Source organism: Vogesella facilis (assembly GCF_042648525.1).
GTDB classification, from domain to species: domain Bacteria; phylum Pseudomonadota; class Gammaproteobacteria; order Burkholderiales; family Chromobacteriaceae; genus Vogesella; species Vogesella facilis.
The window spans coordinates 186,704-208,616 of record NZ_JBHRXN010000010.1; the positions used below are offsets into that span (position 1 = coordinate 186,704).

Consider the following 21,913-nt stretch of genomic DNA (forward strand, 5'->3'; position numbering starts at 1 on the left):
CATGCCGTGTGGCTGAACTGCCGGCCACGCGGCCAGTGCACCGACAATGCTAAAATGGCGCGATGGAACTGTACCGATTGCTGCAACAACAAGGCTTTGGCAGCCGCAAGGAATGCCGGCAACTGATCGACTATGGCCTGGTGGCCATCGACGGCGTCGACGCCAGCGACTGGCGCCAGACGGTGGATGCGGCCAACATCCGCACCCTGACGGTGGACGGCCAGCACTGGCCGCTGCTGAGGCTGCCGCTGTACCTGCTGCTGCACAAGCCGGCGGGCTACGAGACCTCGCACAAGCCGCTGCACCACCCCAGCGTGTACCGCCTGCTGCCGCCGCAGCTGGGCAATCTCGACATCAGCGCGGTGGGGCGGCTGGACGTGGACACCACCGGGCTGCTGCTGTTCAGCACCGACGGCCAGTTCGTGCACGCGCTGACCTCGCCGAAGAAGCTGGTGCCCAAGCTGTACCGCGTCACCACCAAGCACCCGCTGAGCGCCGAGCTGCTGCAGCGGCTGCGCGACGGCGTGCTGCTGCACGACGAGAACGAGACCCTGGCTGCCGACAGCGTCGAGCAGGTGGCCGACTGCGTGCTGGACATGGCGATCACCCAGGGCAAGTACCACCAGGTGAAACGCATGGTGGCCGCCGCCGGCAACCGCGTGGCGCAGCTGCACCGGCTGGCATTGGGCGCGGTGGCGCTGGGCGAGCTGCCGCCAGGGCAGTGGCGCCACCTGACGGCCGCAGAGTTGGCCGCCTTGGGTTTCGCGTCCGCCTGAGTGGCTGCCGCAGGCAAGAAAAAACCGCCCAGCCGGGCGGTTTTTTCATGGCAGCGCGGCGGCTCAGCAGCCTTGCTTGAGCGCGATCTCCAGCGCCAGCGCCTGGTGCTGCGCCGCCTTGTCTTCGCGGCCGATGGTGGCGAATAGCTGGTGCAGTTCGGCGTGGGCGCACAGCGTGGCCTGCAGTGACAGGCTGGCCTCCAGGTAGCTCTGCGCCTTGCCCCACAGCTGCTCGGCGCGCGCCAGCCGCCCCAGTGCCAGCAGCAGCAGGTGGTCGTGCGGGCGCGATTTCAGCCAGTTTTCCGCATCGCGCATCAGCGTCAGGCGGCGCTGGCTGTCGATGTGGCCGGCCAGCATGCCCAGCTCGCGCGCCAGCTCCGGCGTCGCCTGCTCGTCGTTGGACAGCGCGCCGGCAATCAGCTCGGCGGCCTGGCCATAGGCTTGCAGCGCGATCAGCTGCTTGGCGGTGTCGGACACCAGATCTGGGTTCTGCCGCTCCACCTCGGGAATGCGCTTCAGCCAGCTGCGAATCTCCTGCTCGCCGGTGAAGCTGGCCAGCTGCTGGCGATAGGCGGCCAGGCGATAGCGGCGCGCCTGCTCGGCGTCCAGCGCATCGGCTTTCAGCAGTTTTTCGGTCAGCTGCAGCACCTGTTCCGGCTGTTTCAGCATCAGGCGGATCTTCAGCTCCAGCCGCAGCGCCGAGGTGAGGTTGCTGCTGATGGCGCGGGCGCGCTCGATGGCGGCCAGCGCTTCCAGCGGCTGCTTGGCATCCATGCGGATCTGTGCCTCCACCATGTGGCGCGCCAGCTGGCTGCGTTCCGGCATGCCTTCCAGCCGTGCCAGGTAGCCGTCGCGCTTGGCGTTGTCGCCGACGCTGGCGGCGGAGCGGGCGGCGATCAGCAGCGCCAGCGCCTGGTTGTCGCTGGAATACTCATCGTCGATCGACTTCAGCGCCTCGCGCTCGGCGCGCTGGTAGCGGCCTTCGAACATCGCCAGCGCCGACTCGCGCAGCGCGTGGCGCGCGGCTTTCAGCTTCTTCTGGCGCTGGAAGGTGCGCACCTCGGCCGGCAGGTTGGCCGCAATGCCGACCAGGCGCAGCGCGCCATAGGCCAGCAGGATCAGCACCACGATGGCGACGATCAGCAGGTTGAACGACACCTCCATGCGATACGGCGGCACGAACAGGATGGCGTAACCGGTGTTGAGGGTGGAGGCGAGGCCGATCAGCACCGCCAGGGCAAACAGCCCGACAATCCAGAACACGAATCTCACGGCGCGCTCCCGCTGGTGCCTTGCGCATCACGCACGGCTTTCAGGCTGGCGGACAGGTCCGGCAGGGTGACGTTGAGCTGCGCGGCGGCCAGCTCGCCGAGCGTGGCCTGCCATTTCTGCGTTGCCGGCGCGTCGCCGTCGAAGTAGCGCTTGGCGTACTGGCCGGCGGCGGCGAGGTCAGCCTGGTAGGTGGCGCCGTCGCGCTGGGTCAGCGCCAGGCGCGCATCCAGCAGCCGCAGCTTGAGGTTTTCGCGCAGGAAGAACGCCTGCTCCGGCGCCAGCAGCAGCGCTTCCGGCTTGTCCATGCGGCGGATGCGCACCATCTCGCCCAGGCTGTGGCTGACATCGGCCAGCAGCCGCTCCCACCACGGCGCATCGGCCGGCAGGCTGCCCGGAGCGCTGTCGCTGGCCAGGCGGTGGTGGTCGATCACCAGCGGCAGCGTTTCGGCGCCCAGCATCAGGGTGTCCAGCTTCACCGTCAGGCCCACGCTGTCGAGGTAGGGCAGCGCCTTCAGCGTTTCCAGGTCCTTGGCCACGGTCTTTTTCACCGGGATCAGCGCCGGGTTGTCGAAGCGGCCGAGGCGGTCGTCGACCATTTCCAGCGCGGTAATGGCGCCGCTGACGTTGCCGGCCAGCTGCAGCTGCTGGCTGGCGATGGCCAGCGTGTGCTCCACCTCGGACAGCAGCCAGTCGCTGCGATTCTTGGTCAGCTCCTGGTACATGGCGCCCAGCGTGGCGTACTGGCCGGCGGATTCGTTGACCCGCGCCTCCAGCAGCGCCAGCTTGGCCTCGGCGGCGCGGGTGGCGGCCAGCGCCTGCTCGGTCTGGATCTGGATGGCCTTGGTGCTGCCGCCGCTTTCGGCCAGGCGGCTGGCCAGCGCGGTCTGCGCCTCGGTCAGCTGCTGGCGGGTCTCGAAGAATTGCCAGCCGGTCACGCCCAGCGCCGCGATGGCGATGATCAGCGCCAGGTTGACGGATTTCTTGGCGGGCAGGGCACTGCCGCTGTTGACGGAATTGGCTTCGCTCATGGGATACAGGTAACCGCAAGTTGGCCGCATGGCGCGGCCGGGTTAGCAAGGTGGCGCATTACGCCAGAAACTGTGGGGCATTGTAACGCCCAAGCACAGGCCCTGCCAGAATTGTGCGCAGCCGTTCAGGCCAGCAGCATGGCGGCCAGCGTCGCGCTGCTGCCGTCGCACAGGCGGATGTCGCCGGCGCCCAGTTGCCGCAGCCGCGCGGCGATGCGCGGGTGCAGGGTGAAGAACGGCTGGGCGGCCAAGCTGCCGATGCCGGCCGCGGCGGCGGCGGCAAACAGCGCGTCGGCGGCCTCGCTGGAGGCGACCAGCAGCCCGGCCAGCTGCCCGTGCTGCTGCAGGCGGGCGAACAGCGCCCAGTCCAGCGGCCGGGCGGCGCGGCGGTAGATGTCGGCGTAGGCGACGGCAGCGCCGCGGCTGGCAAGGGTCTCCCCCAGTTGCGCGCGGCCGTCCGCTCCGCGCACGATCAGCCACTGTTGTCCGGCCAGCTGTTGCAGTGCCGGCAGTGCCAGCAGCGCGGCGCTGTCGTTGCCTTCGTCCGGCGCGATGATGGTGCGGCCGCTGGCGGCGGCCAGCCGCGCGGCGCTGCCGCGGCCGACGCAGGCCAGCCGACAGTGCGGGGCGAGCTGGCCGGCGATGGCCGGCCAGCCGAGGTCGATGGCGGACGGGCTGACGAAGATCACGCCGTCGCTGGCGGCGGCCTGCTGCGGCAATGCGGCCAACGTTGCGGCGTCGGCCACGGTGTCCAGCGCGCAGAACGGCAGGCTGGCCACGCCCAGCGCCGCCAGCTCGGCCTGCTGGCGCAAGGCCTGCGCCTGCGGCCGGACCAGTAGCAGCGTGGCGGGCATCTTACTTGTTGGCCTGTTCGGCGATCACCGCGGCGATCAGCGGGCCGGCATCCTGCTCCAGCAGCTGCTTGGCCACCGCGCGGCCCAGCGCGTCGGCGTAGTCGCGCGGCGCGCTGGCGCTGGCGGTGAGCATCACCGAGCCGTCCGGGTGTGCGACGAAACCGCCGAGGGTGATTACGTCGTCAGTGATGGTGGCGAAGCCGCCGATCGGAATCTGGCAGCTGCCGCCCAGCACGCGCGACAGCGAGCGCTCGGCGGTGACGCAGGCGGCGGTGTCGGCATGGTTCAGCGGCGCCAGCAGCGCGGTCAGATCGTCGCGGTCGGCGCGGATCTCGATGCCCAGCGCGCCCTGGCCGACGGCCGGCAGGCTTTCCGACGGTGCCAGCTCGGCGCGGATGCGCTCGCTCAGCTCCAGCCGTTTCAGGCCGGCGGCGGCCAGGATGATGGCGTCGAACTCGCCGTCGTCCAGCTTGCGCAGCCGGGTCTGTACATTGCCGCGCAGCGGCTTGATGGTGAGGTGCGGGAAGCGGGCGCGGATTTGCGACTCGCGGCGCAGGCTGGAGGTGCCGACCACGGCGCCGGCCGGCAGCTCGTGCAGGCTGGCGTAGGTGTTGGAAACAAAGGCGTCGCGCGGGTCTTCGCGCTCGCAGATGGCGGCCAGCGCGAAGCCTTGCGGCAGGTTCATCGGCACGTCCTTGATGGAGTGCACGGCGATGTCGGCGCGGCCGTCCTGCAGCGCCTGTTCCAGCTCCTTCACGAACAGGCCCTTGCCGCCGATCTTGGACAGCGTCTTGTCCAGAATCTGGTCGCCCTGGGTGGTCATGCCGAGGATCTCCACGGCAAGCTGTGGGTACAGCGCCTCCAGGCGGGCCTTGATGTGTTCGGCCTGCCACATGGCGAGTTTGCTTTCGCGACTGGCGATGACGAGCTTGTTCATGACTGGCGGTCCTGCGGCTAAAAAAGGGATGGTCGCGATTCTAGCATGGCCGCTACGCGCCACCTTGACGCAGGGCAGTGTGTGTAGCTGCAACAGTACGTGTAGTTTAACTACACGAAGCCGGCTTTTTGCGGCAGGATGGACAACGCCCTCACGGCAGCCAGGACAGCAGCAGCGGCATGGTCAGCATCGCCGCCAGCGTGGAGGTGGTGACCACCGCCGCCGCCAGCCTGCCGTCGCCCAGCATGCGCACGGCGAGGATGTAGGCCGAGGTGGCGGTGGGCAGCATGCTCATCACCAGCAGCGTCTGGCGATACAGGCCGTCGATGTGCAGCAGCCGGGCCGCCAGCAGCGCGATCAGCGGTGCCGCCAGCAGCTTGATGGCGTTCCAGTACACGAGCGGCGCGGCGAAGCGGCGCAGCGATTCGAAGCGCAGGCCGGCGCCGACGGTGATCAGCCCCAGCGGCAGCGCGGCATCGGCCAGGTGGCTGACGGCGGCGAACAGCGGCGCGGGCACATGCAGGCCGGCAAGGTTGGCCGCCAGGCCGCTGGCGATGCCCCAGATGATGGGGTTGCGGATAAGCTCGTAGCGCATGCCGCGCCCGCTGCCGTGCGCCAGCTGCCACACGGCGAACAGGTTGACCACCGGCACCATGGCGCCGCACAGCAGCGCGATGGTGGCGATGCCCGGCTCGCCGGCCAGGCTGCCCATCACCGCGAACGCCACATAGCTGTTGAAGCGGTAGGCGCCCTGGTTGCCGGCGGCGAACGACGCCTGCGGCAGCTTGAACAACGGTTTGGCGCCGCAACCGAGCAGGAAGGCGGCGACGGTGAACAATAACCCGGCGGCCAGCATCGGCACGCTGGCGGCAAAGTCCAGCTGCGCACGCGCCAGGGCGCGGAACAGCAGCGGCGGGAACAGAATGAAATAGATGAAGCGCTCCGCTTCGGCGAGAAAGGCGGCAGAGATAAAGCCGCTGCGCCGCAGCGCGAAGCCGCACAGGATCAGCAGGAAATCTGGCAGTAACACGAGTGCTGGATGCATGCGCCGATTCTGCAGGGATTCGATGACAATGACTATCGGGAAACACGGAAATGACTGATCTGGACAAGGACTTGCCGCTGCGCGAAGACCTCGCGCGCCTTAACCGCCTGCTGGAGGCGCTGCTGCGCGAACAGGCCGGCGACGACGTGGTGGACGAAATCCGCGCCATTCCGGCCGGCGCGCTGCAGCACGACCGCCGCGCCGACGAACTGGTGCAGCGCCTCACCCCGGCCGCCACCAGCGCGCTGGTGCGCGCCTGCGGCCTGTATTCGCAGCTGTTCAACATCGCCGAAGACCTGCACCACGCCCGCCGCCGCCGCGCGCACCAGCGTGCCGGCAGTGCGCCGCAGCGCGGCAGCCTGTCGCGCGCCTTGTCCACCATTCACGAGGCCGGCGTGCCGTTCGCCGCGCTGAACGCCGCGCTGCAGGATGCCAGCGTCAGCGCCGTGCTCACCGCCCACCCCACCGAAGTGCAGCGCCAGAGCGTGCTGGACGGCCACCGTGCGGTGCGCAAATTCCTGCAGCAGCTGTCGTCGCCGGAGATCACCCCGGAAGAAGACCAGGAGCTGGAAGCCAAGCTCACCCGCGTGATCCACGCGCTGTGGCAGACCACCGAGATCCGCCCGTTCAAGATGACGGTGGCGGACGAGATCGAAAACGGCGTCGCCTACCACCCGCTGTCGTTCTTCCAGTCCATCCCGGCGCTGTACGACCGCCTCGGCAAGCAGATCCGCGAACTGTGGGGCGAGCAGGCCGACATCCCGTCCTTCCTGCGCGTCGGCAGCTGGATCGGCGGCGACCGCGACGGCAACCCCAATGTCGATGCCGGCGTGCTGCGCCACGCCATCACCCGCCAGGCCGAGGTGGCGTTCAAGCATTACTTCTACGAGCTGGCCGGCCTGTACCGCGAACTGTCGCTGTCGCAGCGCCACGTGCGGGTGTCCGCCGGCGTGCAGCGGCTGGCCGCCGCCTCGCCGGACGCCGCCATCAGCCGCCAGGAGGAGCCGTACCGCCTGGCGCTGGCCAGCATCGAGGGCCGGCTGTCGGCCACTGCGGCCAACCTTGGCCTGCCGCTGCGCGGCCGCTGGACCGCCGGTGCGGCGTACGCCAGCGCCGTCGAGCTGCAGGCCGAGCTGCAGACGCTGATCGATTCGCTGGTCGAGCACGGCAGCGCGCTGCTGGTGGACGGCCGCCTCGGCAAGCTGCTGCGCGCGGTGGACGTGTTCGGCTTCTACCTGATGCCGCTGGACCTGCGCCAGCACGCCGAGAAGCACGCCGGCGTGGTCAGCGAGCTGTTCGCCCACGCCAACCTGGAACAGTACGACGCGCTGGACGAGCCGGCGCGGGTGCGCGTGCTGCTGCGCGAGCTGGCCACCCCGCGGCTGCTGTACTCGCCGTTCCTCAGCTACAGCGCCGACAGCGAGAAGGAGCTGGCCATCTTCCGCGAGGCGGCGCTGGTGCAGCGCCAGTTCGGCGACGGCGCCATCGCGCAATGCATCATCTCCAACTGCGCCAGCGTGTCCGACATCCTGGCGCTGGCCTTGCTGTGCAAGGAATGCGGCCTGCTGCGGCTGGATGGCGGCGTGCCGGCCATCAGCCTGAACCTGGTGCCGCTGTTCGAAACCATCGCCGACCTGGACGCCTCCGCCGCCATCATGCAGCAACTGTTCGCGCTGCCGTGGTACCAGCAGCTGCTGAAGAGCCGCGGCGGGGTGCAGGAGGTGATGCTGGGCTACTCCGACAGCAACAAGGACGGCGGCTACCTCACTAGCCAGTGGCAGCTGTACCAGGCCGAGCAGCGCCTGGTGCGGGTGTTCGACCAGGCCGGCATCAAGATGCGCCTGTTCCACGGTCGCGGCGGCTCGGTCGGCCGCGGCGGCGGCCCGTCCTACGAGGCGATCATGGCGCAGCCGGCCGGCACCGTGGTTGGCCGCATCCGCATCACCGAGCAGGGCGAGGTGATCACCGCCAAGTTCGCCGACCCGGACAACGCCACCCGCAACCTGGAGGCGCTGGTGGCGGCGACGCTGGAATCCACCCTGGCGCACGGCGACAGCCGCATCACCGACGAAAGCGCGGTGGCCGAGCTGTCCGGCCACGCCTTCAACACCTACCGCGCGCTGGTGGAATCCGACGGCTTCATGCAGTACTTCATGGAAGCCACTCCGATCGGCGCCATCGCCAAGCTCAACATCGGCAGCCGCCCGGCGTCGCGCAAGACGCTGGCCAGCATCAAGGACCTGCGCGCCATCCCGTGGGTGTTCTCCTGGTCGCAGTCGCGGGTGATGCTGCCGGGCTGGTACGGCTTCGGCAGCGCGGTGCGCGCCTTCCTCGACGCGCACGGCGAAGCGGCCGGGCTGGCGCGGCTGCAGGAACTGTACGCCGGTTCGCCGTTCCTGCAGGTGATGCTGTCCAACATGGAGCAGGTGCTGGCCAAGGCCGATCTGCAGATCGCGCGCCGCTACGCCGCGCTGGTCGGCAACGAGGCGCTGGCCGACCGGCTGTTCGGCCGCCTGCAGGCCGAGTTCGATGCCACCTTGGCCGCCTTCTTCGCCATCACCGGCCAGGACAAGCTGCTGCAGGGCAACCCGACGCTGGCGCGCTCGCTGGACACCCGTCTGCCCTACCTGGACGCGCTCAACCTGCTGCAGGTGGAGCTGCTCAAGCGCCTGCGCGACAAGCCGGACGACGAGGATGCGCTGTACGCCATCCACCTCACCATCAACGGCATCTCCGCCGGGCTGCGCAACAGCGGTTAACACCAGTCTGCTCGCGTGCAACGGGCCGCCCATTGGGCGGCCCGTTTTGTTTGTTGCTGTGGCTACAAGTGGACACATGCAGATACAGCCGCCCGCGCGGCAATGGCGGGACAATGGCGGCAGAATCCATTCCATCCGCGCGGAGGTGCCACATGAACCCCAGCAGCAAAGACATCAAATACCTGGCCGAACACCTGCTGCACACCGGCGTCGGCGGGCTGGCCGAGCGCGAGCTGCAGGCGCTGATGCGCATCTCGCGCAAGCTGCAGTCGGTGCGGCCGGAGCAGGCGCTGCCGGACAAGGGCGCCACGCTGGGCGAGCGGCTGGCCGACCGGGTGGCCGAGTTCGGCGGCTCGTGGACCTTCATCATGATTTTCGGCAGCTTCCTGGTCAGCTGGGCGTTCATCAACAGCGAGCTGCTGGGCAGCAAGGCATTCGACCCCTACCCGTACATCTTCCTCAACCTGATGCTGTCGATGCTGGCGGCGATCCAGGCGCCGATCATCATGATGTCGCAGAACCGCCAGACGGCACGCGACCGCATGACCATGATCCGCGACTTCGAAGTGAACCTGAAGTCGGAGGCGGCGATCGACGGCCTGCACAAGCGCATGGATCACCTCACCTGGGAGCTGCTGTCCGACCTGGACCTGATCAAGCAGGGCCAGCGCCAGCTGCTGCAGCAGGGCAAGCAGCCGCCTGCCGCGGCGGGCGGCGCCGGCCAGGCGGCCGGCGACTAGCCGCGCGACAGCGTCTCCAGCTTCAGCGGCAGCGCCTCGCCCAGCCAGCGGGCGGCGCCGGTGTGGCCGTACAGATCGTCGGCCAGCTCCGGGTGCAGCAGCACCGGCAGCGGACCGCGCTGCTGCTCCAGCAGCGCCTCGACCGCCGGCAGCAGCGTGTCGGCGAAATTGATCTCGAACATCGGCCGGGTGTGCGGCCCCACCTCGCGGTGGATCAGCTGCCCCAGCCAGCAGCCGGGCGGCAGCTGTGCGGCCAACGTGGCGCGCAGTTCGGCGGCGAAAGCGGCCTGTGCCGGCAGAAAATAGACGTGGGCGTGGTAGACGAGCGGCATGAGAAAGCATCCGGCCAGAAAAACGGCATTGTAGCCGCCGGACGGCAGCACTGGCTGCCGTCCGGATGGCCATTACATCCAGCGGCCGCGGCTGAGGCTGTCGGCCTGATGGCGCAGTTGTTCCAGCGTGCGCTCGGCGCAGGACAGCTGGCAATCCGGCAGCAGCGACCAGCGGCTGGACCAGTAGGCGACAAGGCGGCGTAGCAGTTTCATGATGCCCTCACTGTTGAGCGGTTACGACAGTTGTCAGCCTAGTCTGCTATGGTTCCAGGATAAATCGCCCTTTCCTTGATGGTTTGTCGAGAAAATGAAAACAATCCCGTCGCCAGACGATGTGCTGGCCTTCGAGGCGCTGGCGCGCTGCGGCAGCTTTACCGCCGCCGCCGAGCTGCTGGGCTGCACCAAGAGCATGGTCAGCCTGCGGCTGAAGGCGCTGGAAAAGCAGCTGGGCGCGGTGCTGGTGTTGCGCACCACCCGCCGGCTGGCGCTGACCGAGGCCGGCCAGCGGCTGCTGCCGCACGCGCAGGCGCTGCAGCAGAGCCTGCTGCAGATGCAGCCGGCGGTGGACAGTGCGCAGTGCGCGGTGGAAGGCCCGCTGGTGGTGAGCGCCTATGTGTCGGTGTCGCAGCTGCTGAGCCCGATCCTGGCCGATCTGGCGCGCGAGCAGCCGGGGCTGCGGCTGCGGCTGGAGGTGAACAACCGGCTGCAGGACCCGATCGCCGACGTACTGGATTTCTGCGTGCGCTCGCGCCAGGTGCACGACGAAGCGCTGGTGGCACGGCCGCTGGGCTGGGTGCAGGAGGCGCTGTACGCCACGCCGGACTACCTGGCGGCGCAAGGTTGGCCGCAGACGCCGGACGCGCTGGCGGCGCACCGGCTGATCGTCGACGGTGCCGGGCTGACGCTGTGCCGCGGCGAGGAACTGCGGCCGCTGCCGCTGGCGTCGCCGCTGCTGGACTGCAACCTGTACCAGAACAACCTGACGCTGACGCTGCAGGGCCGCGGCATCGGCGCGCTGCCGGATTTCCTGGCGCAGGATGCGCTGGCCGCCGGCCAGCTGCGGCGGGTGCTGCCGGACTGGTACAGCGACCGCTGGCCGGTGTTCCTGGTGCACCCCTACCGCCAGCCGATGCCGCGCAAGTACCAGGTGTTCCTCGACTTCGTGCTGCCGCGGCTGCGCGCGGCGTTGCAGCCGGCGCCCTAGCCGCGCAACCAGCACCACGGCGCCGCGCGATGCCGCGTGCTACTGCCCGCGCCCGCGCCGCGGCGGCCTCCGCCCCAGCTCCCGCCCGGCGCGTGGCGAACACAGCGTCCGGGCAGGGTGCTTGCCGCTGCCGGGCGACGCAGGCAGGATAAGGCCCCCCGCTATCGAACGGTTTTGTCATGTCCCACCCCTCCGCCCCGTCGCCGCGCGGCATCGCACTGTCGCTGCTGGCCTCGTCGCTGTTTGCCACCCTGCCGGGCTACGTCACCTGGCTGGCGCCGCTGGACAGCGTCGCCATCTTCGCCTGGCGCATCGTCTGCACCCTGCCGGGCATCCTGTTGATCCTGCAGTTGTCCGGCAAGATGCCGCTGTTTGTCGACGCCTGCCGCCGCTTGCGCGAACCCAGGCTGCTGTTGCTGGTGCCGCTGATGGCGGCGCTGATGGGGGTGCAGCTGTGGCTGTTCCTGTGGGCGCCGTTCCACGGCCAGGTGGTGGCGGTGTCGCTGGGCTATTTCCTGGCGCCGCTGGTGATGGTGCTGGTGGGCCGCCTGCTGTACGGTGAAAAGCTGTACCGGCTGCAGGCCATCGCGGTGGCGCTGGCGCTGCTGGGCGTGCTGCACGAGATCTGGCTCACCCGCGGCCTGGCGTGGCCGACGCTGCTGGTGGTGCTGGGCTATCCGCCGTATTTCGTGCTGCGGCGCCTGACCGGGCTGGACGCGGTATGCGGCTTCGCGCTGGAGATGGTGGTGCTGCTGCCGCTGGCCATCCTGCTGCTGGCCTGGCAGGAGCCGTCCGGCTGGCTGGTGCTGCACGAGGTGAAGTACTGGCTGCTGCTGCCGGGGCTGGGGCTGGTCAGCTCGGTGGCGCTGCTGTGCAATATCGCCGCCAGCCACCTGCTGCCGATGGGGCTGTGGGGCCTGCTCGGCTACGTGGAACCGGCGCTGCTGTTCGTGCTGGCCATCGCCGTGCTGGGCGAGCCGGTCACCGCCGGCAGCCTGCTGACCTATGGCCCGATCTGGGGCGCCATCATCCTTACCGGCATCCACACCCTGCGCCAGCAGCGCCGGCTGGGGTGATGCCTGCGGCCAACGTTGGCCGCAGGCTTACCAGCCGGCCGGCAGCTGGCCAAAACGCAGCTGCGGCGTGCCGTGCCAGTCGGCCACGCGCTGCAGCGCCTTGAGGGTGTCGTCGCGCAGGCGCTGGCTCAGCCGCACGCCTGGCTCCAGGTACAGCGCCTTCACCTCGAACACGCCCTGTGCGCGGTGCGCCTTGGCGTCCAGCCGCCCCACGAGCCGGCCGCGCAGCAGCAGCGGCAGCACGAAGTAGCCGTACTGGCGTTTGGGCGCCGGGGTGTAGCACTCGATGCGGTAGTCGAAGCCCCATAGCTCGCTGGCGCGCTTGCGGTCCCACACGATGGGGTCGAACGGCGACAGCACGCTGCAGGCGCTGGCGGCGAGTTGCTCGTCTGCGGCCAACGTCAGCTGCGCTTGCAGGCTGTGGTGCACGAAGAAATCGCCCTTCAGCCCGTCCACCCGCACCGGCAGCAGCTCGCCGGCATCGGCCAGCGCGTGCAGGCTGGCGCTGTCGTTGCCGCGGCGCAGCCGGTAGTAGTCGGCCACCCAGCCGGCTTTCACCAGCCCCAGCGCGCGGCAGCTGGCGCGGATCATGTCCAGCCGCGCCTCGTCGTCGCCGGGCAGGTGCTGCGCGTCGTCCCACTCCGGCAATACGCGCTCGGCGATGTCGTACACGCGCTGGAAGTTCTGCCGCTCGCGCACCATCAGCCGGCCGCTGGTGAACAGCACCTCCAGGTGGCGCTTTTCTGGCTTCCAGTCCCACCAGCCATTGCCCTTGCCGCTGCGGCGCTCGAAATCGCGCGAGCGCACCGGGCCGTTGTCGCGGATGTGGCCGATGAGCTGCTCGATGTCGGCCTGGTGCTTCTTCATCCACTCCACCGAGAACTTCCAGCCCATCGCCGCCGGGTTCAGCATGCGGTGGCGCAGCAGGCGGTAGTCCTCGCGCGGCACGAAGCAGGCCTCGTGCGCCCAGTATTCAAACAGCGCGCCCTCGGCCAGCAGCTCGTCCAGCCAGGCCGGGTCGTAGGCGCCCAGGCGGCTGAACAGCACCAGGTAGGGGCTGCGCGCCACCACGCTGATGGTGTCGATCTGCAGCAGCGCCATGCGGCGGATGGCGGCCAGCACGTCGGCCTTGGCCGCCTTGCGCCGCGGCGTGGCCAGCATGCCTTGCGCGGCCAGATGCAGCGCGCGGGCGGCGGGGAGGGACAGCAGCGTATGGCTCATGATGACGTCCGGATGAAAACACTGTGTGCAGCATAACCCAGGCGGCAGAACACGTTGGCCGCAGTAAAATTCAGAGTGGGCCGGCGTGTGCGCGCTGTCGGCACCATGCCGCAGCGTGGCGCCGGCGCGGTACTGGCCGATAGGCCGGGGCGCGTTGCAAGTCATTGATGCCAATGTTATTTTCGCTACCCCGATAACCTGCCCGCGCTGGCGATCCCGCCGCGGCATAGGAGTGTTCTTTATGTTCTCGTGGTTCGAACGTCGTATCGATCCCTACCCCGATACCCCGCCGGCGCAGCCGCCGGCCGGCCTGCTGTCTTTCGTGTGGGCCGCCACCGACGGCCTGCGCGGCCTGATCCTGGCGATGACGCTGTGCACCGCCGGCATCGGCGCCTTCGAGGCGCTGCTGTTCTCCATGCTCGGCTCCATCGTCGACTGGCTCAGCCACGTGGCGCCGGGCGAGCTGTGGAGCAAAGAAAAGCACAATCTGCTGCTGCTGGGCGGCATCCTGCTGGCCAGCCCGCTGCTGATCGCGCTGCAGGCGCTGTGCAAGTACCAGGGCCTGGCCGGCAACCTCCCGATGCGCCTGCGCTGGCACTACCACCGCCACCTGCTGGGCCAGAGCATGAGCTTCTACCAGGACGAATTCGCCGGCCGCGTGTCGGCCAAGGTGATGCAGACCGCGCTGGCGGTGCGCGACACGGTGATGATCGTCACCGACATCCTGGTGTTCGTGATGATCTACTTCGTCACCATGGTGGCGGTGGCCGGCAGTTTCGACCGCCTGCTGCTGTGGCCGTTCGTGGCCTGGCTGGCGCTGTACGTGCTGACGCTGCGCTTCTTCGTGCCGCGGCTGGGCAAGGCCGCCAAGGCGCAGGCCGATGCGCGCAGCCTGATGACCGGCCGCGTCACCGACGCCTATACCAATATCGCCACCGTGAAGCTGTTCTCGCACAGCGCGCACGAGGCCGGCTTCGCCCGCAGCGCGATGCGCGAATTCATGGCCACCGCCTACCGCCAGATGCGGCTGGTCAGCGGCTTCGAGATCGTCAACCACATCCTCAGCATGGGGCTGATCGCCAGCACCGCCGGCGCCACGCTGTGGCTGTGGAGCCGCGGCGAGGTGGGCATCGGCGCGGTGGCGGCGGCCACCGCCATGGCGCTGCGGCTGAACGGCATCTCGCACTGGATCATGTGGGAGATGTCCAGCCTGTTCGAGCACATCGGCACGGTACAGGACGGCATCAACACCCTGGCGCGGCCGATCGCCATCACCGATGCTGCCGGCGCCGTACCGCTGAAGGTTGGCCGCGGCGAGATCCGCTTCGACAATGTCAGCTTCGCCTACGGCGGCAGCCGGCCGGTGGTGGAGCATCTCAACCTCACCATCCGCCCCGGCGAGAAGATCGGCCTGGTGGGCCGCAGCGGCGCCGGCAAGTCCACCATCGTTAACCTGCTGCTGCGCTTCTACGATGTGGAGGCGGGGCGCATCCTGATCGACGGCCAGGACGTGCGTGAAGTGACGCAGGACAGCCTGCGCGCGCAGGTGGGCATGGTGACGCAGGACACCTCGCTGCTGCACCGCTCGGTGCGCGACAACCTGCTGTACGGTCGCCCGGATGCCAGCGAGGCGGACATGGTGGCCGCGGCGCAGAAGGCCGAGGCGCACGAGTTCATCCAAGAGCTGACCGACCCGCACCACCGCCGCGGCTACGACGCGCATGTCGGCGAACGCGGGGTGAAGCTGTCCGGCGGCCAGCGCCAGCGCGTGGCCATCGCGCGGGTGATGCTGAAGGACGCGCCCATCCTGCTGCTGGACGAGGCCACCAGCGCGCTGGATTCCGAGGTGGAAGCGGCGATCCAGGGCAGCCTGTACCGGCTGATGGAAGGCAAGACCGTGGTGGCGATCGCCCACCGGCTGTCCACCATCGCCGCCATGGACCGGCTGATCGTGCTGGACAAGGGCCGGGTGGTGGAAGAGGGCGACCACGCCAGCCTGCTGGCGCGCGGCGGGCTGTACGCGCGGCTGTGGGCGCACCAGAGCGGCGGTTTCCTCGGCGAGGAGCTGGACCCGGACGAAGAGGCGGAACTGGCCAGCTGAGGCGGCCCATTGCTGCACAGCCCGGCCGTGGCCGGGCTTTTTTGCGGCCAACATCCGCGGGACGGCGGCGTTTTTCGCAATAAAGTAGTTTGTATACTACCGGCGAGCGGCAAAAGGCCGCGCAATTGCGCGCTTTGCGCAACAAAAAGCCGTGCGCTATGCATAAAAAGCGTCGTGCCGCGGCATATTTCGGTCGGGCCTGAACCTGTGCGACTACATGTCGGCGATAATGCCGCACCCCTACCAGGGCGACCTACCAGACCTGACCTGGCCGCCGTCAGCCAGGCGGGTTTTGTCGGTTGCTCTGCCATTCAATCGCAGAGGTAAACATGTCCTTGCAAGTACCTTCCTACGTCCAGCACCCGCAACTGATCGCCTGGGTGGCCGAAGTCGCCGCCCTCACCAAGCCGGCCGCCATTCACTGGGTGGATGGCTCCGACGCCGAAAACCAGCAGCTGCTGGCGCAGATGGTGGCCGCCGGCACCCTCAAGGCGCTGAACCCGGAAAAACGCCGCAACTCCTACGCCGCCTTCTCCGACCCGTCCGACGTGGCGCGGGTGGAAGACCGCACCTTCGTCTGCAGCGAAAAACGCGAAGATGCCGGCCCCAACAACAACTGGCAGGCGCCGGAAGAGATGCGCGCCACGCTGAACGGCCTGTTCGACGGCTGCATGGCCGGCCGCACCATGTACGTGATTCCGTTCAGCATGGGGCCGCTGGGCAGCCCGATCGCCCACGTCGGCATCGAGATCACCGACTCGCCGTACGTGGTGGCGTCGATGCGCATCATGACCCGCATGGGCCGCAATGTGTACGAAGTGCTGGGTAGCGACGGCGACTTTGTGCCCTGCGTGCATTCCGTGGGCGCACCGTTGGCCGCCGGCGAGGCCGACAAGCCGTGGCCGTGCAACCCGGACACCAAGTACATCGTGCACTTCCCAGAAAGCCGCGAGATCTGGTCCTACGGCTCCGGCTACGGCGGCAACGCGCTGTTGGGCAAGAAGTGCTTCGCGCTGCGCATCGCCTCCACCATGGGCCGCGACCAGGGCTGGCTGGCCGAGCACATGCTGATCCTGGGGGTGGAAAACCCGCAGGGCGAGAAATCCTACGTCGCCGCCGCCTTCCCCAGCGCCTGCGGCAAGACCAACTTCGCCATGCTGATTCCGCCGGCGAGCTACGGCGGCTGGAAAGTCACCACCGTCGGCGACGACATCGCCTGGATCAAGCCGGGCGCCGACGGCAAGCTGTACGCCATCAACCCGGAAAACGGCTACTTCGGCGTGGCGCCGGGCACCTCGGAGAAATCCAACCCCAACGCCATGGCCATGCTGCGCGAGGATGTGATCTTCACCAACGTGGCGCTGACCGACGACGGCGACGTGTGGTGGGAAGGCATGAGCAAGCAGGCGCCGGCGCACCTGATCGACTGGCAGGGCAATGACTGGACGCCGGAAATCGGCAAAGCAACCGGCCGCAAGGCGGCGCACCCCAATGCGCGCTTCACCGTGTCCGCCAAGCAGTGTCCGTCGCTGGACGCGGCGTGGAACGACCCGGCCGGCGTGCCGATCTCGGCCTTCATCTTCGGCGGCCGCCGCTCCAGCACCGTGCCGCTGGTGTTCGAAGCCGCCAGCTGGGAAGAAGGCGTCTACCTGGCCGCCACCATGGGCTCGGAAACCACCGCCGCCGCCTTTGGCGCGCAGGGCGTTACCCGCCGCGACCCGTTCGCCATGTTGCCGTTCTGCGGCTACCACATGGGCGACTACTTCAACCACTGGCTGCAGATGGCCGGCAAGGTGGCACATCTGCCGCGCATCTTCTGCGTCAACTGGTTCCGCACCGACAAGGACGGCAACTTCCTGTGGCCGGGCTTCGGCGACAATATGCGCGTGCTGGAGTGGATGGTGGGCCGCGTGCAGGGCCAGGCCGAGGCACAGCGCAACGCGCTGGGCTGGGTGCCGGAATACCAGCATCTGAACTGGGCCGGGCTGGACGGCTTCAGCGCCGAGCACTTCGCGCAGCTGATGGCGCTGGACGCGCAGGCCTGGCAGCAGGAGCTGGCGGCGCACGACGACTGGTTCGCCAAGCTGGCCGACCGCCTGCCGCCGCAGCTGGCCGCGCATCGCCGCAAGCTGGCCGCCGCGCTGGCGGGCTAAGCCGCCGCCGCAGCAGCAAGGCCGCCCACGGGCGGCCTTTTTTTCTGGCCGCTCAGGCTGCGGCCAACCTTGGGCGCCAGGCTGTGGATAAGTTTATCCACAGCCGCGGGCGCAAAACGGCGCTGCCGCTAGTTTCGTGACGGCTGTCGGTGTCACGGTTTGGCAAGTAATTGAGCAGCAACGGTTTTATTGCGCCGGGCTGACCCGGCGTGCCAGCGCGATCGCCTTCAGGCTGGCGGCGACATCGCCCTGCACCCCGGCGCGCGCATACCAGCGGATGGCGCTTTCCAGGTCCTGGCTCACGCCGTCACCATGCTCGTACATGCTGGCGATCAGGTACTGCGCGCCGGCATCGCCCTGCTCGGCGGCCTGCTGGTACCAGTACGCCGCCATGCGCAGGTCCTGCTTCACGCCGCGGCCCAGGTAGTACTGGGTGCCCAGGTCCAGCTGTGCCACGCGGTAGCCCTGCAGCGCCGCGCGCATGAACCAGTGCGTGGCCTTGGGCTGCGAGCGTGGCACGCCGTCGCCGTTCTCGTACAGCAGGCCCAGCGCGTACTGCGCGTGCGGCAGCTGCTTGTCCGCCGCCACCCGCAGCCAGCGTAGCGCCTTGTCGCGGTTCACCGGCACCGATTCGCCGCGCCAGTGCATGATGGCCAGGTTGAAGGCCGCCACGCGGTTGCCATCGGCGGCGGCGCGCTGGAAGCGGTCGCGCGCCTGCTGCCAGCGGCCGGCCTGATAATCCTGCCAGCCTTCGAGATCGGGCAACGGGGTGGCGGCCGACGCCAGGCCGCTGAGTAACAGTAACAACCAGGGCAGTCGCATGATCGCTCCTTCCATGACCGTTGGCGGGTGCCAGCCGAGCGCAGGTGCTGCGGCCAACGTTGGCCGCACACTTGCGGGTTTGGACAGCCACGGCGCGGAAAAGTCGCGGCTCGCCGCTATTCCTCGGCGATTTCGGCGGCGCTGCTGGCCTTGTGCAGCTTGTCCAGGGTGCGCTGGAAGCCTTGCACCCGTTCGTGCTCCAGCGGCAGCCAACCCATGATTTCGTGTACCCGCGCCACGCTTTCGGCGTCGCCCTGCTGCAGCAGCAGCGCACAGGCGTTCATGCCCAGACGCTCGTTGAGCGTTTCGCGCGCGGTGTCGTACAGCAGCTGCGCGGCGGCGGCCTTGTTCTTGTCCTTGGTCAGCGCCACCGCCTCGTCGTTGGTGACCTGCAGCTTGGCGTAGGCGTCGTGGATGGTCTGCGCCAGTGCCTCGCGCTTGCGCGTCATCGCCGACAGCTGTTCCACGTCCTGGTGGGTGCGCACGAAGCGCATCGCCAGCTGGTGTATCCACGCCGCGCCGCTATAGCCTTCCAACTCCGGTGGCAGCCGCGCCACCGCCTCCAGGAAGCGCACGCCGCTGCGCCACGCCAGGCGGCCTTCGCCCAGCAGCGCGGCGGCCTGGCGCAGCGATTCCTGCGCCTCGGCATAGGCCTGGCGCCCGAGCAGGCTGAGGGCGCGGCAGACGTGCGGCAGGAAGGCGTCCTGGCCGTTCTTGAACATGTTCGACAGCTGGTTGGCCACCTGGTCCATCTTGTCGGTATTGCCGGCCTCGCTGTGCGCCTGCAGCAGGTCCACCAGCACGTCCGGGCCGAAGCCGCTGTTGTTGCGGCCAACCTGTACCGCCTTTTCCAGGAATTGCGCCGCCTTGGCCGGGTCGCCGGCGTTCAGCGCGCTTTCGCCAGCCAGGCACAGGCGGCGGAAGTTGCGCGGCGACAGCGATACCGCCTTTTCCAGCACCGCCAGCGATTCGGCGAACTGGCCGCAGCGCGCCAGGTTGTGCGCCAGCGTGTCGTAGGCATCGGTGTAGTGCGGCGCTTCCTCGATGATTTCCTGCAGCAGCGCCGAGCTTTCCTCCGGCTTGTCCTGCGCGTGCAGGATGCGCGCCATGCCCATCTTGGCCCACGGGATCACGCGCAGCTGCATGATCTCGCCGTAGCGCTTGGCGGCGGCGTCGTACTGTTCCTGCGCCAAATGGGTTTCCGCCAGCAGCCGCAGCACGTCCAGCTTCTTCACCATGGTGTCGGCCTTGGGCAGCAGCTCCTGCAGCAGCTCGACGGCCTCCTTCTCGCGGCCGCTCATCAGCGCCTCGTGCGCCGGGCGCAGGAAGAACTTGCGGTTGAACGCCAGCTCCATGCGGTCCAGCAGCATCTGGCTGGAGAACGGCTTGAGGATGTAGTCGTCCGGGGCGACCTCGGCGGCGGCCACCACCCGCTCGTAGCTGCGTTCGCCGGTGATCATGATCCACACCGAGGTCAGCGGAAACGAGCCGGAGGAGCGCAGCTGCTCCAGGATCTCCTGGCCGTTCATGCCTTCGCCGAGGTGGTAATCGCACAACACCACGTCGAACTGGCGGTTTTTCAGCCGGCTGAGGGCGTCGGCGGCGTTGGCGCACACCTCAGAACGGGTAATGTCCACATTGCCCAGCATGGCGCGCAGCGACTGGCGGATGGTCAACGAGTCATCGACGATCAGGACAGTGGTTTTTTCGTTCAACTCACTCACGAGCGCTCATTCCCAATAATCTGTGTGGAAGTGCCGGCGGAATGGCCTGTGCGCGGCCGGCGGTTCTATAAACTATAAGCTATTGTCAGCTTGTAAATGATTAAGTCATCTGCAAGTTATGACTTCAAGATATCAACGGGCGGCAAATTGTCGCCAAACTGACATAAACCGCTACAGTTATCGGCGGCATTGTTTCGGGGACAGCAGAGCATGCACTACGACACAGTCGAATCCGGCCACTTCCTGACGCTGCGCAAGACCCCGTTTCCGCACGCGCTGATCGAGCAGCGCCTGCTGGGCATGGCCGGCGGCGGGCCGGCCGGCATGGCGTTCCGCAACCAGGTGCTGGCGGCCGCAGGTTGGCCGCATGACGGGCTGACGCCGTTTGCCAAGTACCCGGACAAGGCGGCGGCAGCCTTCAACCGCATCGGCCGGGCGCTGGCCGACGACCCGGACTGCGCGCAGCTGCTGGCTGCGCTGGCCTAGCGCCGCGGCGCCAGCATGCAAAAACCCGCCAGCGGGCACGCCTGGCGGGTTTTTTGCTGCCGCGGCCGCCTTAGACGGTGGCGGCTTTCAGGATCAGGTACAGCTCGTCCTTGAGCTTCAGCTTTTCTTTCTTCAGGTTCTCGATCTCGACCGGCGACGCCGCCTCGATGCGCGCCTCCATGTTCTTGATCTGCTGGTCCAGTTCGTTGTGGCGCTCGAACAGGCGGGCAAAGTGGGCGTCGTCGGTTTTGAGCTTGCTGATCAGATCGCGGAATTCCGGAAACATGATGACTCCTTGGCTGGGTTGCTAACGTGTACGTGTCAACATCATGCTATGGCTGGCTGCGCGCGCTTACTTTGATCTAGGGCACGAAACCACCCGGCATAAGCGGCGGCTGGCTGGCCGGCTCGGCCAGGCTGTCCAGCAGCCGGTGCAGCCCGGCGGTCAGCGCCTGCACCGCGCCGGCCATGTCCCAGTCGTCATGGCCAGGTTTGACCACGTTGGAAATGGCGCGCAGCTGCAGGAACGGCACGCCTTCCTCGCGGCAGACGTGGAAAAACGCCGCGCCTTCCATGTTCTCGATGTCCACGCCGCGGCTGTCGATAAACGGCGCCAGCGCGGCATTCAGCGACGCGCTGCGCGCCAGCGGGAACGGCGCCGCCGCCGGCAGGTGGTGGCAGGGCAGGGTGTGGCGGCGCACGAAGTCCATGTCCAGCGGCAGGTGCGCCAGGTGGGTGAAGCCTTCCGGAGTGAAGAAGCCGAGGTCGGCCTCGACCTCGGACGCCACCAGCACCACGTCGCCGATCGCCAGATCGGCATGCGGGTACATGCCGGCGATGCCGGCCAGGATCAACAGCGACGGGCGCCGTTGCTGGATGGTTTTCAGCGTGCTGTAGGCGGTGGCGGTGAGGCCGACGCCGCTGATGACGGTGTCGACGCCGTCGCGCTGGAACAGGACCGCCTCGCTGGCGGTGGGAAACAGGACACAGATGCTCATGGCAGCTCCTTGCGGCGGGCTGGACGGATACCCGGATTGTAGCCGCCCGCGCCGCAAGCTTGGCCGCGACCTCAGGCCACGGTGTCGATCAGGCTGCCGATCGCCTTCAGGCCCGCCACGCCGGCCAGCCCGGCCACGCCCAGGGTGGCCAGATCGGCGGTTTCCGCCGCCGCGCGCACCACGCCCACGCCGACGGTGGTGGCGCCGCCCAGCGCCTCGGTACTGCCGGATACCACCTGGCTCACACCGCTGCCAACCTGGCGCAGGCCGCTGCCGATGGTGCTGCCTGCCGAAATCAGACCGTTGATGCTCATCTGTCGCTCCTTCCCATGTGTCGCCAATGTAGCGCCATGTGTCTGCGCTGTTGCCGTGTGTAGCCTAGTGT

The 21,913-nt window shown here is 68.4% G+C and carries 21 protein-coding genes; 8 read left to right on the forward strand and 13 right to left on the reverse strand.

Annotated features, from left to right (window positions below):
* Window positions 1-62 precede the first annotated feature (62 nt).
* The gene (locus ACFOLG_RS05005) at window positions 63-776 is read left to right on the forward strand and encodes a pseudouridine synthase (RefSeq protein ID WP_386089084.1); all 714 of its coding nucleotides are present in this window, start codon (window positions 63-65) and stop codon (window positions 774-776) included.
* A gap of 63 nt (window positions 777-839) precedes the next feature.
* Here the strand turns inward: ACFOLG_RS05005 and ACFOLG_RS05010 are convergent, their stop codons facing one another.
* The 5 genes from ACFOLG_RS05010 to ACFOLG_RS05030 all read right to left on the reverse strand — a co-directional run bounded on the left by ACFOLG_RS05010 (window position 840) and on the right by ACFOLG_RS05030 (window position 5,912).
* Window positions 840-2,048: a heme biosynthesis HemY N-terminal domain-containing protein gene (locus ACFOLG_RS05010; protein ID WP_386089087.1), complete on the reverse strand. Its 1,209-nt coding sequence runs from the start codon at window positions 2,046-2,048 to the stop codon at window positions 840-842.
* Complete coding sequence (locus ACFOLG_RS05015; protein ID WP_386089090.1) at window positions 2,045-3,076, reverse strand: uroporphyrinogen-III C-methyltransferase; 1,032 nt, start codon at window positions 3,074-3,076, stop codon at window positions 2,045-2,047. Before ACFOLG_RS05015 ends, ACFOLG_RS05010 begins: the two co-directional genes overlap by 4 nt.
* Window positions 3,077-3,201: 125 nt before the next feature.
* Complete coding sequence (locus ACFOLG_RS05020; RefSeq protein WP_386089093.1) at window positions 3,202-3,930, reverse strand: uroporphyrinogen-III synthase; 729 nt, start codon at window positions 3,928-3,930, stop codon at window positions 3,202-3,204.
* Window position 3,931: 1 nt separating this feature from the next.
* A complete protein-coding gene (gene hemC, locus ACFOLG_RS05025) occupies window positions 3,932-4,867 on the reverse strand; it encodes a hydroxymethylbilane synthase (protein ID WP_386089096.1) in 936 nt (311 codons plus the stop codon).
* Between the two features lie 151 nt (window positions 4,868-5,018).
* The gene (locus ACFOLG_RS05030; protein ID WP_386089099.1) at window positions 5,019-5,912 is read right to left on the reverse strand and encodes an AEC family transporter; all 894 of its coding nucleotides are present in this window, start codon (window positions 5,910-5,912) and stop codon (window positions 5,019-5,021) included.
* Between the two features lie 50 nt (window positions 5,913-5,962).
* Here ACFOLG_RS05030 and ppc point away from each other — a divergent pair, with 50 nt between their 5' ends.
* Both ppc and ACFOLG_RS05040 read left to right on the forward strand, forming a co-directional pair.
* The gene (ppc, locus tag ACFOLG_RS05035) at window positions 5,963-8,671 is read left to right on the forward strand and encodes a phosphoenolpyruvate carboxylase (protein WP_386089102.1); all 2,709 of its coding nucleotides are present in this window, start codon (window positions 5,963-5,965) and stop codon (window positions 8,669-8,671) included.
* 152 nt (window positions 8,672-8,823) lie between these two features.
* On the forward strand, window positions 8,824-9,411 hold the full coding sequence (locus ACFOLG_RS05040) for a DUF1003 domain-containing protein (protein WP_386089104.1): 588 nt from the start codon (window positions 8,824-8,826) through the stop codon (window positions 9,409-9,411).
* On the opposite strand, the gene ACFOLG_RS05045 is transcribed toward ACFOLG_RS05040, so the two are convergent.
* Complete coding sequence (locus ACFOLG_RS05045; RefSeq protein ID WP_386089107.1) at window positions 9,408-9,743, reverse strand: DOPA 4,5-dioxygenase family protein; 336 nt, start codon at window positions 9,741-9,743, stop codon at window positions 9,408-9,410. The genes ACFOLG_RS05040 and ACFOLG_RS05045 overlap by 4 nt on opposite strands.
* 72 nt (window positions 9,744-9,815) lie before the next feature.
* On the reverse strand, window positions 9,816-9,956 hold the full coding sequence (locus ACFOLG_RS05050; protein ID WP_386089110.1) for a hypothetical protein: 141 nt from the start codon (window positions 9,954-9,956) through the stop codon (window positions 9,816-9,818).
* Window positions 9,957-10,050: 94 nt separating this feature from the next.
* On the opposite strand from ACFOLG_RS05050, the gene ACFOLG_RS05055 reads away from it, so the two are divergent.
* Both ACFOLG_RS05055 and rarD read left to right on the forward strand, forming a co-directional pair.
* A complete protein-coding gene (locus tag ACFOLG_RS05055) occupies window positions 10,051-10,947 on the forward strand; it encodes a LysR family transcriptional regulator (protein WP_386089112.1) in 897 nt (298 codons plus the stop codon).
* 179 nt (window positions 10,948-11,126) lie between these two features.
* Complete coding sequence (gene rarD, locus ACFOLG_RS05060) at window positions 11,127-12,023, forward strand: EamA family transporter RarD (protein WP_386089115.1); 897 nt, start codon at window positions 11,127-11,129, stop codon at window positions 12,021-12,023.
* Between the two features lie 27 nt (window positions 12,024-12,050).
* Here the strand turns inward: rarD and ACFOLG_RS05065 are convergent, their stop codons facing one another.
* The gene (locus ACFOLG_RS05065) at window positions 12,051-13,244 is read right to left on the reverse strand and encodes a winged helix-turn-helix domain-containing protein (RefSeq protein WP_386089118.1); all 1,194 of its coding nucleotides are present in this window, start codon (window positions 13,242-13,244) and stop codon (window positions 12,051-12,053) included.
* Window positions 13,245-13,485: 241 nt separating this feature from the next.
* Between ACFOLG_RS05065 and ACFOLG_RS05070 the strand changes: the two genes are divergently transcribed.
* Both ACFOLG_RS05070 and ACFOLG_RS05075 read left to right on the forward strand, forming a co-directional pair.
* The gene (locus ACFOLG_RS05070; protein WP_386089121.1) at window positions 13,486-15,345 is read left to right on the forward strand and encodes an ABC transporter ATP-binding protein; all 1,860 of its coding nucleotides are present in this window, start codon (window positions 13,486-13,488) and stop codon (window positions 15,343-15,345) included.
* Window positions 15,346-15,674: 329 nt separating this feature from the next.
* Complete coding sequence (locus ACFOLG_RS05075) at window positions 15,675-17,498, forward strand: phosphoenolpyruvate carboxykinase (GTP) (protein WP_386089124.1); 1,824 nt, start codon at window positions 15,675-15,677, stop codon at window positions 17,496-17,498.
* Between the two features lie 186 nt (window positions 17,499-17,684).
* On the opposite strand, the gene ACFOLG_RS05080 is transcribed toward ACFOLG_RS05075, so the two are convergent.
* Complete coding sequence (locus ACFOLG_RS05080; RefSeq protein WP_386089127.1) at window positions 17,685-18,320, reverse strand: tetratricopeptide repeat protein; 636 nt, start codon at window positions 18,318-18,320, stop codon at window positions 17,685-17,687.
* Between the two features lie 116 nt (window positions 18,321-18,436).
* A complete protein-coding gene (locus ACFOLG_RS05085; protein ID WP_386089130.1) occupies window positions 18,437-20,044 on the reverse strand; it encodes a response regulator in 1,608 nt (535 codons plus the stop codon).
* A 210-nt stretch (window positions 20,045-20,254) separates the two neighbouring features.
* Between ACFOLG_RS05085 and ACFOLG_RS05090 the strand changes: the two genes are divergently transcribed.
* Window positions 20,255-20,530 (forward strand): hypothetical protein, encoded by a 276-nt coding sequence (locus ACFOLG_RS05090; RefSeq protein ID WP_386089133.1) that lies wholly within the window; start codon window positions 20,255-20,257, stop codon window positions 20,528-20,530.
* 70 nt (window positions 20,531-20,600) lie between these two features.
* On the opposite strand, the gene ACFOLG_RS05095 is transcribed toward ACFOLG_RS05090, so the two are convergent.
* From ACFOLG_RS05095 to ACFOLG_RS05105, 3 genes are all read right to left on the reverse strand, one after another.
* Window positions 20,601-20,816 carry a YdcH family protein gene (locus tag ACFOLG_RS05095; protein ID WP_386089136.1) on the reverse strand — a complete coding sequence of 72 codons (216 nt, stop codon included), beginning with the start codon at window positions 20,814-20,816 and terminating at the stop codon, window positions 20,601-20,603.
* Window positions 20,817-20,892: 76 nt separating this feature from the next.
* Window positions 20,893-21,528, reverse strand: a complete 636-nt coding sequence (locus ACFOLG_RS05100) for a phosphorylase family protein (protein ID WP_386089139.1) — start codon at window positions 21,526-21,528, stop codon at window positions 20,893-20,895.
* A 71-nt stretch (window positions 21,529-21,599) separates the two neighbouring features.
* Window positions 21,600-21,842, reverse strand: coding sequence for a hypothetical protein (locus ACFOLG_RS05105; protein ID WP_386089142.1), 243 nt, complete (start codon window positions 21,840-21,842; stop codon window positions 21,600-21,602).
* Window positions 21,843-21,913 lie beyond the last annotated feature (71 nt).